This window comes from Plantibacter sp. M259, from assembly GCF_006065115.1.
Lineage (GTDB): Bacteria > Actinomycetota > Actinomycetes > Actinomycetales > Microbacteriaceae > Plantibacter > Plantibacter auratus.
The window spans coordinates 1675078-1686035 of sequence record NZ_CP040750.1 but is presented as its reverse complement, the minus strand read 5'-3'; the positions used below and the strand labels follow the sequence as shown (position 1 = coordinate 1686035).

Annotated in this window: 9 protein-coding genes, 1 rRNA gene and 1 pseudogene; 10 read left to right on the top strand and 1 reads right to left on the bottom strand. The window is 69.6% G+C overall.

The annotated features are described in order from the left end of the window. Positions 1-101 precede the first annotated feature (101 nt). The 10 genes and pseudogenes from rrf (at position 102) to FGL15_RS07705 (ending at position 9812) form a co-directional block, all read left to right on the top strand. Positions 102-218, top strand: a 5S ribosomal RNA gene (rrf, locus tag FGL15_RS07750). Positions 219-481: 263 nt separating this feature from the next. Beyond that, positions 482-718 carry a 50S ribosomal protein L28 gene (rpmB, locus tag FGL15_RS07745; protein ID WP_056010522.1) on the top strand — a complete coding sequence of 79 codons (237 nt, stop codon included), beginning with the start codon at positions 482-484 and terminating at the stop codon, positions 716-718. Then, complete coding sequence (gene rpmG / locus FGL15_RS07740; RefSeq protein ID WP_056010525.1) at positions 718-885, top strand: 50S ribosomal protein L33; 168 nt, start codon at positions 718-720, stop codon at positions 883-885. The genes rpmB and rpmG overlap by 1 nt, the downstream gene beginning before the upstream one ends. Before the next feature lie 2 nt (positions 886-887). Beyond that, positions 888-1193, top strand: a complete 306-nt coding sequence (gene rpsN / locus FGL15_RS07735; RefSeq protein WP_138945607.1) for a 30S ribosomal protein S14 — start codon at positions 888-890, stop codon at positions 1191-1193. 138 nt (positions 1194-1331) lie between these two features. Beyond that, a complete protein-coding gene (locus FGL15_RS07730; RefSeq protein WP_205858737.1) occupies positions 1332-2726 on the top strand; it encodes a DHA2 family efflux MFS transporter permease subunit in 1395 nt (464 codons plus the stop codon). 203 nt (positions 2727-2929) lie between these two features. Further along, entirely contained in the window at positions 2930-3211 is a 282-nt protein-coding gene (locus FGL15_RS07725; RefSeq protein WP_064294762.1) for an HU family DNA-binding protein, read from the top strand. A 160-nt stretch (positions 3212-3371) separates the two neighbouring features. Then, complete coding sequence (locus FGL15_RS07720; RefSeq protein WP_138945605.1) at positions 3372-4541, top strand: exonuclease SbcCD subunit D; 1170 nt, start codon at positions 3372-3374, stop codon at positions 4539-4541. Beyond that, complete coding sequence (locus FGL15_RS07715; RefSeq protein WP_138945604.1) at positions 4541-5545, top strand: AAA family ATPase; 1005 nt, start codon at positions 4541-4543, stop codon at positions 5543-5545. Before FGL15_RS07720 ends, FGL15_RS07715 begins: the two co-directional genes overlap by 1 nt. After that, a complete protein-coding gene (locus tag FGL15_RS07710; RefSeq protein WP_138945603.1) occupies positions 5470-7731 on the top strand; it encodes an SbcC/MukB-like Walker B domain-containing protein in 2262 nt (753 codons plus the stop codon). Before FGL15_RS07715 ends, FGL15_RS07710 begins: the two co-directional genes overlap by 76 nt. An 87-nt stretch (positions 7732-7818) precedes the next feature. Then, positions 7819-9812, top strand: a pseudogene (locus tag FGL15_RS07705) (cytochrome c oxidase assembly protein). Between the two features lie 68 nt (positions 9813-9880). Here the strand turns inward: FGL15_RS07705 and FGL15_RS07700 are convergent. Next, positions 9881-10948, bottom strand: a complete 1068-nt coding sequence (locus tag FGL15_RS07700; RefSeq protein ID WP_138945602.1) for a hypothetical protein — start codon at positions 10946-10948, stop codon at positions 9881-9883. Between the last annotated feature and the right edge of the window lie 10 nt (positions 10949-10958).

Sequence of the window (10958 nt, the reverse complement as noted above, 5' to 3'; positions counted from 1 at the left end):
CACTGAGTGGTTCTCGATGTACGGTCGAGAACCCGCAAACAACACCACTGTGTTCGCACAGCGTGTTGGTTTGCTTGTTCACTTTGATACATCAATAGTGTTTCGGCGGCCATAGCGAGAGGGAAACGCCCGGTCACATTCCGAACCCGGAAGCTAAGACTCTTTGCGCCGATGGTACTGCAGGGGGGACCCTGTGGGAGAGTAGGACACCGCCGGACTTCTTCGTTGAGATGGCCACCCAAGGTTCTTGGGTGGCCATTTTGCGTTAACACGCAGTGCGTGAACGCGCACAGCGCGTGAAGTGGTAGAAACACGAATTTGCAAAACGCCTGGTCACAGCGTACGCTTGACCCTTGGTGTGGACGCTCCATGTCCACATCGTGTTCACGATCCCCCACCGCTCGCGCAGACCGGGATCGCGCACGCCGACAAGAGATCTTGGGCAGGGCAGTCGCCCTGCGGTAATGAAGGAGAAACTACTATGGCAGCAGTGTGCCAGGTGACAGGAGCCGTTCCCGGCTTCGGTCACAACATCTCGCACTCGCACCGTCGCACGAAGCGCCGCTTCGACCCGAACGTGCAGAAGAAGACCTACTACGTGCCCTCGCTGCGTCGTAACGTCACCCTCAAGGTGTCCGCCAAGGGCATCAAGGTGATCGACGCCCGTGGCATCGAATCCGTCGTCAAGGACATTCTCGCTCGTGGGGTGAAGATCTAATGGCTAAGCAGCAGGACGTCCGTCCAATCATCAAGCTCCGTTCGACGGCTGGTACCGGTTACACGTACGTGACCAAGAAGAACCGTCGCAACAACCCAGACCGTCTCGTGCTCAAGAAGTACGACCCCGTAGTGCGCAAGCACGTTGAATTCCGAGAGGAGCGCTAAACATGGCTAAGAAGAGCAAGATCGCCCGTAACGAGCAGCGCAAGGTTATCGTCGACCGCTACGCCGCGAAGCGCGCCGAGCTGAAGAAGGCTCTCGTCGACCCCGCCGGGACCGACGAGTCGCGTGAAGCAGCTCGCCTCGGCCTCCAGAAGCTTCCTCGCAACGCTTCGCCGGTTCGCCTCCGCAACCGCGACGCGATCGACGGTCGCCCGCGAGGCAACCTCTCGAAGTTCGGCATCAGCCGCGTTCGCTTCCGCGACATGGCGCACAAGGGCGAACTGCCCGGCGTCCGTAAGTCGAGCTGGTAACACCCGCTCAGTCGGAGCTCACATTCCGCTGACACAGCATCGCAACACCGAAAGGGCCGTCCGCATCGCGGGCGGCCCTTTCGCGTTGTCGGCGACAACTGCAAGGATCGAACGGTTCCCACATCCACCGAGGAGGCGCTGCTGGACGTCCGCACGCAACGAGCCATCGCCCTCCTGGTCGCCGGCTGCTTCTTCATGGAGAACCTCGACGGGACGATCCTCACCACAGCCGCACCGAGTATCGCCCGGGACCTCGGGACCTCGTCGACCGCCGTCGGGCTCGCCGTCACCGCGTTCCTGCTCACGGTCGCCGTCCTCATCCCCGTCAGCGGTTGGCTGACGGACCGGTTCGGTGCGAAGCGCATCTTCGCGCTGGCGATCGCGGTATTCACGATCGCCTCCGTGCTGTGCGCGCTGAGCTCGAGCCTGCCGATGCTCGTCGGCTTCCGGGTGCTCCAGGGCGTCGGCGGCGCATTGATGGTGCCGGTCGGCCGGCTGGCCGTGCTCCGGGTGACGCCCAAGGAGCGGTTGATCCAGGCCATCGCCCTTCTGACGTGGCCCGCCCTCGCCGCCCCGATCATCGCGCCGTTCCTCGGTGGGGTCATCACCCAATACGCCTCCTGGCACTGGATCTTCCTCATCAACGTGCCGATCGGTGTCGTCGCCTTCGTCGTGGCGCTCCGCATCGTCCCCGACTTCGCCGCCGACGAGGTGCCTCCGCTCGACTGGCTCGGGCTGTCCCTCGCCTGCGTCGGGCTCGCGTCGCTCCTCGTGGCGGCGTCCCTGGTGTCCGGCGCCGGGTTCGACGCCCGGTGGTTCATCGGGTCGCTCGTGGCAGGTGTCGTCCTGCTCGCCCTCGCGATCCGACACCTGTTCCGTGCGCCGCACCCGTTCGTCGACCTCCGCTCGCTGCGGATCGAGACCTTCCGTCTGGCCAACGCCGGCGGAAGCGTCTACCGACTCACGATCAGCGCCGTCCCCTTCCTCCTGCCGCTGCTGTTCCAGGACGCGTTCGGCTGGACACCGGTGCAGGCGGGTTCGATGGTGCTCTTCCTCTTCGCCGGCAACCTCGCGATCAAACCGGCGACGACCTGGATGCTGCGGCGGTTCGGATTCCGTCTGGTGCTCGTGTCGTCGAACCTGATCGGCGTCCTGTGCATGGCCGGGATGGCGTTCCTCACCGCTGACACGTCAATCGTGCTGACGGCGGTGCTGCTCTTCCTCAGCGGGATCGCCCGGTCGATCGGCTTCACGGCGTACAACACCATCACGTTCGCCGACGTCGAACCCGCTGCGATGTCCCGGGCGAACACGCTCAACTCGACCCTGCAACAGGTCGCGAGCGGCTTCGGTGTCGCCGTCGGGGCGATCCTGCTGACGACCGGATTCTCCCTCGAGGACGGGTTCGCTGGCGGCCAATTGCTGCCGTATCAGTTCGCGTTCCTCGCGATCGCCGTCCTGACGCTCTTCCCGACGATCGAGGCGTGGTTGCTGTCGCGAGCTGCCGGGCACAGCGTCATCGGCGTCCGCTGAGCGGCCACACCGACGCCTCCCAGCTGGGAAACGACCGACACGCAGGCCCGTTTGTCCGCGTAGAGCGCAGAAATCCGCGAAATCTCGCGGATTGCTGCTACATTCGAGGCGGTCACACCGACCAGTTGGTGCCGTATCAGCGACACCTTCGCTACCAACACATCAGCTGTACGTTGCAGCAACGTCCGAGGAGGACCCTCACAATGGCAAATTTGAACAAGACCGAACTCGTCGCCGCCATCGCCGCATCGACCGGCCAGAGCCAGGCGACCGTCGGCAGCGTTGTCGACGCGCTGTTCACCACCGTCGCTGAGACCGTCGCCACGGGCGGCAAGGTCTCGATCCCGGGTTGGATCGCCTTCGAGCAGACCGACACCGCCGCTCGCACGGGCCGCAACCCGCAGACCGGCGCCGAGATCCAGATCCCGGCCGGCAAGCGCGTCAAGGTGACCGCCGGCTCGAAGCTCAAGGCTTCCGTCAAGTAAGTCGTCGCGGGCGCGAGCCCGAACGGACTCGGACCGCGGAGACACTCCGGCGTTCCAGGCCACACAGCAGGGCGTCGCGAGAGCGACGCCCTGCTGTCGTTCGTCCGGGTGCCGTCCGGGGCGCGGCGAGGTGTCGGCGGCTCGGCCTAGCATTGCTGTCATGCGGATCCTCCACACCTCGGACTGGCACCTCGGCCGTTCGCTGCACGGGGTCGACCTGCTCCCCTTCCAACGCGACTTCCTGGCGCACCTCGAGCAGGCGGTCGTGGACCACGAGGTCGACGTCCTCCTCGTCGCCGGCGACATCTACGACCGAGCCATCCCGCCGGTCGAGGCGGTGACGCTCCTGTCGGAGTCGCTCGGGCGGCTGGCGGGCCGCACCCGGGTCATCCTCGCTCCGGGCAACCACGATTCGGCCATCCGGCTCGGCTTCGGCGCCGCCATGCTGCGCGACGGGATCGACATCCGAGCCGACCTCGCGCGGGTCGGCGAACCGGTCCTGGTGGACGACGAACACGGGCCCGTCGCCTTCTACCCGCTGCCCTACCTCGACCCCGACACCGCGCGAGGGGTGCTCGCTCCGGACGACCAGCCGCTCACGCGGTCGCACGCCGCCGTCATGGGTGCAGCCCTCGCGAGCGTCCGAGCCGATCTCGCGCAGCGTCGCGAGCACGGAGCGGTCCGATCGGTCGTGGCTGCGCATGCCTTCGTCATCGGTGGTCTCGCGAGTGACAGCGAACGCGACATCCGGATCGGCGGGGTCGATGCGGTGCCCGCCCAGCTGTTCGACGACTTCGACTACGTCGCGCTCGGCCACCTCCACGGTGCGCAGCGCGTCGGGGCCGCGACGGGCGTCGACCGCATGCGGTACTCCGGGTCGCCGCTCGCCTACTCCTTCTCCGAACGCAACCAGGTGAAGTCGAGCGTGCTGGTCGACCTCGCCGCCGACGGCTCCGTGCACCTGGAGCTGCTGCCGGCGCCGGTGCCGCGTCGGCTCGTCGACGTCACCGGAACCCTCGCGGAGCTGCAGGGCCCCGCGGGAGACGACGCCGTGGACGCCTGGGTGCGCGCCACAGTCACCGACGACGTCCGGCCACCGGAGCTGTACGCCACCCTGACCCGACGCTTCCCGCACCTGCTCGTCTGGTCGCACGCGCCGGCTAACCGCTCGGAGGAGGCGCGCGCCGCAGCCGTCACGGCGGTCTCCGACCCGGTCGAGGTCACCGCCGAGTTCATCGAGTACGCGACGGGTGCGCCGGCGACGACTCGCGAGCGAGAGCTCATCGCGGCGGCGAACGAGGCCGCACTCGCCGCGGAGGTGAGCGCCTGATGCGCCTGCACCGACTCACGCTGCAGGCCATCGGGCCGTACGCCGGTGAGCACACCATCGACTTCGTCGAACTCGGGCGGGCTGGTCTGTTCCTCCTGGAGGGCCCGACCGGCGCCGGCAAGTCCACGATCATCGACGCCATCGTGTTCGGGCTGTACGGCGAACTCGCCGGTACCGGGGCCAGCAAGGACCGCCTCCACTCGCATCACGCGCAGCCCGGGACCGAACCGTTCGTGGAACTCGTGTTCGAGACCGGATCCGGCGTGTACCGGGTGCGGCGCACGCCGGCCTACCAGCGGCCGAAGCAGCGCGGTGCCGGCTTCACCCCGCAGCAGGCGAGCGCTACCCTCGTCCGCCTGACCGATCCCGACGCACTGGCCGGGGAGACCCTGTCGACCCGCGCGCAGGAGATCGGTCCTGAGATCAGCCGGATCGTCGGTCTCACCCGGGAGCAGTTCGTCCAGACGATCGTCCTCCCGCAGGGCGAGTTCGCGAAGTTCCTCGCCGCCGGCGGCGAGGAGCGCAGCGAACTGCTCCGGTCCCTGTTCGGGACGGAGCACTACGAGCGAGTCGCCAAGCATCTCGTCGAGCAGCGACGGCAGGCCCAACGCGACATCGAAGGGGCACGAGAGGCGCTGGGCCGAGCGATCGCCCGGTTCGCGGGGGCGGCCGAACTCGACGACGCGCGGGAACTCGTCGCGGGCAGGGGAGCGGACACCCCGGCCGGGATGGACGCCGCCTCGACAGTCGATGCCGAGTCAGGCGATACCGCGACTGCGGAGCCCGCCCCGACCCCGACGTCGCGACCCTCGCTGTCCCGCTCGAACCCGATTCCGAAGCCCTCGTCGGTGATGCCACGCGTATCGTCGCCGTCCTCGAGCGCCACGCCGCCGCCGACGCCTCGACCGCTGGCGCTGCTCGGGTCGCCTTGGAGCGCGCTCGCGCCGAACACGCTGCGGCCCAGACGCTGCTCGCGTCCATCGAACGTCGCGCGGAGCTGCTGACCGAGCGCGAGCTGCTCTCGGTGGACGACGAACCGGTCGCGCGGCTCTCCGAACGGATCGCGGCAGCGGCTCGGGCGGACACCGTCGCGTCCGCACTCGCCGGAGCGGCCACGGCATCGGCAGCGCTCGAGGAAGCCATCGCGTCGCTCGCGGCTGTGGAGGAGCAGGCCGACGAGGCGATCGTCGCACTCGACGACGCGTCCGTCGCCGCGCGCCGCGAATCCCTCACCGTCGAGCGGGCGTCGATGGCGACTGTGCTCGTCCTCGAAGCCGCCGATGATGACCGGGAGCTCGCGCTCGCAGCACTCGCCGAGGAGCTCGCGGCGATCGACGAACGGCTCGCCGAGCTCGCAGCGGAACAGACGCGACGTGACGCCCGCCGGGCGGCGCTCAGCTCGGCACCGGAGCGCGCCTCGCGTGCGGCCACCGAGTCGGCCAGGGCCGCCCGGTCCGTCGAGCGCGCGGCTGAACGCCGCGCGGTGCTGGATCGGGTGGACGCGGCCGACGAACGCCTCGCGGGGCTCATCGACGAGGTCACCGAGGCCGCCACGGCCGCGAAGGCGGCGATCGACGCCGAGACGTCGCTGCGCCTCCGGAGGATCGAGGGCATGGCGGGTGAACTCGCCACCGGCCTGCGGGAGGGCGAGCCGTGCAGCGTCTGCGGCTCGCTGAGTCATCCGGCGCCCGCGGTGCTCGACGGAGACCACCCCGACGCGGACGCGGTCGAGGCGGCATCCGTCGCGCGGGCCGACGCCGAGGCGACGATGCAGTCGGCGCAGAACGTCCGGGACATCGCCCGGGCGGAGCGCCGCCGCCTCGTCGAGCAGTTCCTCGCGCTGGCCGACGACCCGGGCGACGTGGCCGCGACCGGCTCGCCCGACGCTTCGACGGCGACGACCGGGTTCGACCCGATCGCGGCGCGGGCGACCGTCGAGGCGGCCGCTGCGGAGGCCGAGCGGCAGCACGCAGAGGCCGTGGTCATCGCCGAGGAGGCGGACGCCGAGGTCGCGGAGGCCGGACGCCTCGCGGAGGAGCACCTGGCCGGCGTGGTCGCGGTGTCGGAACGCACCGCCACCCGGGCGACACTGACCGAGCGGCTCGCCGCCGCGCAGCGCGTCCACGAGCAGGCCCGCGCCGAGGTGGCCGGCGTCCTCGACGGTCGAGCGGCTTCACTGGCCGAGCTCGACGCGATGCTCGAGGCCGAGCTCTCCTCGCTGTCGCTGCTCGCGGCGGCACGGGCGACCGTCGCCGACCGGAGACAGCGTGACGCTGAGCGCGCGGTCGAGCTGGAGGCGGCACTCGAGCGGGCCGGGTTCGCCGACCGCGCGGCAGCGGAGGCCGCAGCCATGAACGGGGTCGAGCGGGCGAGCGCCGAGGCACGGGTGGCCGATCACTTGCGTCACACGACCGCGAACGCGGAAGCACTCGCGAGCCCGGCTATCGCCGGCGTCGCCGGTACTGCCGCCCCCGACGTGGAAGCGACGGCCCGACGACTGGCCGACGCCGAAGCGGCGGCAGGCACCGCGACCGCGGCGGCCGCCGTCTCCGCACGACGAGCGACCAACGCGGCGGCCGCCTGCACGGCACTCGCCGAGGCGGCCGACGAGAACGCCGACGCGGTCCGCGCGGCCGCGGCCGTCGTCCGCCTCGCCGACGTGGTGTCTGCCACGGGCAGCGAGAACAGCACGAAGGTCACCCTCGGCACCTACGTCCTCCTGCGCCGCTTCGAGGATGTCGTGGCGGCGGCGAACGCGCGCCTGGAGTCGATGTCCGGCGGGCGCTACGAACTCGTCCGCAGCGATGTCAAGGAAGGACCCTCCCGCAGCCAGCGCGTCGGGTTGTCGCTCACGGTCCACGATCACCGGACCGACCGGCGTCGCGATCCGAAGTCGTTGTCCGGTGGCGAGACGTTCTACGCCTCGCTCTGCCTCGCCCTCGGGCTGGCGGACGTCGTGACGGGCGAGGCCGGCGGTGTCGAGCTCGGCACGCTCTTCGTCGACGAAGGGTTCGGCAGCCTCGACCCCGAGACGCTCGACACCGTGATGGCCGAGCTCGGTCGGCTCTCGGCCGGCGGCCGCGTCGTCGGCGTCGTCAGCCACGTCGAGGAGATGAAGCAGCGCATCGGCGAACGCATCGAGGTTCGGCGGCTGGAAGACGGCTCCTCGACCCTGCTCGTGCGGGCGTGAGCGGCGCCCGTCGACAGGCTCAGGGACCGAGCGTCGGCTGATCCCGCTGCGGTCGGGGTTCCCAGCAGCGCCGCGTAGGCTTGCAGCGTGAATCGTGTCGTCCGCCTCGCGGGTCCTGCCCTCCTGCTCCTCGTGGCTGTGGCGACCCTCCTCGCGGGTCTGGCCTTCGGCGGTGGAGCGGACGCGCAGCTCCTGGGCGATCCCGGTGCCGTCGTGCGGTGGGGGCTCCCGATCGCACAACTGCTCGTCAACCTGAGCGCCGCTGTCACCATCGGCGCGTTGCTCATGGCCTGCTGGGCGCTCAGCCCGGACCGACGCGAGTACGGCGCAGCACTCGACGTCGCCGCAGCCGGGGCTGCGGTCTTCACCGTCGCATCCGGCGTGACGGGCTTCTTCACCTTCCTGAACGTCACGCAGGTGCCGCTCACCTTCGACGACGCGTTCGGCGCGAAGCTCAGCCTCTTCTTCACCGGGATCGAGTCGGGTCAGGCCTGGCTGCAGACGACCCTCATCGCCGCGGCCGTCACGGTGCTCTGCTTCGCCGTCCGCAACCACACGGTGCTCGTGTTCGTCTTCGGGCTGTCCCTCGTGTCGCTGCTCCCGATGGCCCAGCAGGGTCACTCCGCCGAGGCGAGCGGGCACAACGCCGCCGTCACGGCGCTCGGCCTGCACCTCGTGTTCGCCGCCATCTGGCTCGGCGGTCTGCTCACGCTCGTCTTCATCCGCAAGACCCTCGAGGACGGCCGGCTCGCCCCCGTGCTCATGCGGTACTCGACCGTCGCACTCGTGTCCTTCGTCGTCGTGGCGGTCTCCGGATACGTGAGCGCCGAGCTGCGCATCGGCTCGCTCGACCGCCTAGGCACCCCGTACGGCATCCTCGTCCTCGTCAAGGTCTTCGCCCTGCTGGCGCTCGGCCTGTTCGGTGCGCTGCAGCGTCGGGTGCTCATCGGCCGTATCGAGCGGTCCGCCGCTGCACGTGCGGACACCCCCGCGGGCCGCACCGGTACCTTCTGGTGGCTGGTCGCCCTCGAGCTCGGGTTCATGGGCATCGCCTCCGGCGCCGCCGCAGCCCTCGCGAAGACCGCCCCGCCGGTCGACCAGACCGTGCCGGCCGCGCCGACGCCCGCGGTGCTGCTCACCGGGGAGGAACTGCCGCCGGAACTGACCTTCGCGCGGTACTTCACCGAGTGGAACATCGACCTCCTGTGGCTGCTGGCCTGTGCGTTCGGCATCTTCTTCTACATCGCGGGCGTCGTCCGCCTGCACCGCCGCGGCGACTCCTGGCCGATCCTGCGCACCGTCAGCTGGGTGCTCGGGCTGCTCGTGCTCTTCTACCTCACCTGCGGCGGCATCAACGTCTACCAGCCGTACCTCTTCAGCGTGCACATGCTCGGGCATATGGGGCTCACCATGCTCGTCCCCGTGCTCCTCGTCCCCGGAGCGCCCGTCACGCTGCTCGCGCGCGCGGTGCGGAAGCGCTCCGACGACTCCCGAGGGGGTCGGGAGTGGGTGCTCCTGGCCGTGCACTCGAAGTTCGCGGGGATCATCTCGAACCCGCTCGTCACCGCGGTGCTCTTCGCCGGATCACTCTGGGTGTTCTACTACACCCCGCTGTTCCGCTGGTCGATGGAGGACCACATCGGCCACGAGTGGATGGTGGTGCACTTCCTCATCACCGGGTACCTCTTCGTGCAGTCACTCATCGGCATCGATCCGGTCCCGTACCGCCTCCCGTACCCGATGCGGCTCCTGCTGCTCTTCGCGACGATGGCGTTCCACGCGTTCTTCGGGCTGGCGATCATCTCCTCGACCGGGCTGTTCCTCGCCGACTGGTTCGGGGCGATGGGACGCACGTGGGGCAGGCGCCGTTGCTCGACCAGCAGACGGGCGGCGGGATCGCCTGGAGCGTCGGCGAGATCCCGACGCTCGCGCTGGCCGTCGCCGTCGCGATCTCGTGGAGCAAGAGCGACGCGAAGGACCAGAAGCGACTCGATCGCAACGCGGACCGCACGAACGACGCGGAGCTCAACGAGTACAACGAGCGTCTCGCGCGCATGGCGGCCAACGACACCCGTTCCTAGCCCGCGAACTGTCACTCCGGAACAGTGTGAGGGGTGTCGGACTGTGTCGGAGTGACAGTTCGCGGGCTTCAGCGGAGGTCGATGTAGAGGGAGCCGTCGTCGCGGATCGTCACGAACGCCGAGAGCGTGAACGGGACGTCCTCGTCGAGGGTCGAGACCGTGCCGTCGAACAGCGACTTCACGTCGACGACGAGGTGCGCGGCTCCGGCCGTCGCCGGCATCTGCCAACCGGTGTCCCCGGGCTGGACCGCCACCACGGGGTAGGCGGCGATGGACCACACCGGTAGGTCGTCCACGCGATCGCGGATCACCATGCCGAACGGGCATCCGGTGGGCTGGAGGACCTGTTGCGTGGCGCAGTTGTCGAGGTAGCCGTCGATCTGCGTCTGGACCTCGGAGACGAAGTCCTGGGTGGCGCTCGCGGTCACCACGGCGTCGACGACGCTCGCGACCTCGGTCGTCGTCGCCGTCTCCACCGATGCCGCCAGGTAGGTGGTGTCGACGTCGAAGTCGACGCTGCCCGGCGTGAAGGTGAGGAGCGGGATGGTGGAGGTGAAGGCCCCCTCGGTCCCCTCCGCGACGCGGCGGGTGTCGAGCTCGAAGCCGTTCGCCCGGAACCCGGTCGTGTGTGCGACGGTCAGCTGGACGACGCTCAACGGGCTCGTCTCGAAGCGCCACGACGGGAACAGCCCGAAGGTGCGCTCGCCGCTCGTGATCGAGAACGCCGTGCTGTGCGGCTGACCCGCGAGTCGGTACGAGAAGGTCACCTCGTGGGCGCCCGAGGCGGTCGTCACGTCGGAGACGAGGCGCACGTCCTCGATCGTGCCGAGCGCCTCGCTCCGGAGCAGGGCGTCCGAGCTGTCGGCGGGCAAGCCGGCATCGGCGAGTTCGGCGGAGCTCAGGGCGACTCCGGGCAACGCGAGCGCGGTCGCGGCGTCGTCGTCTGCAAGGGCGTCGAGGTACCCGCGCGCGAAGGAACCGGCGCCGTAGACGTCGCGGGCGACGGCCGACCAGGCGGAGACGATGGCCGCGACGAGTAGTGCCGCGATGCAGAGCCACAGCACGACGGCGCGGACGAGCGCACCGCGCACCGTTCCCGGGCGTCGCAGCTCCCCACGTGTCGCGACATGGCTCATCCTGACATCC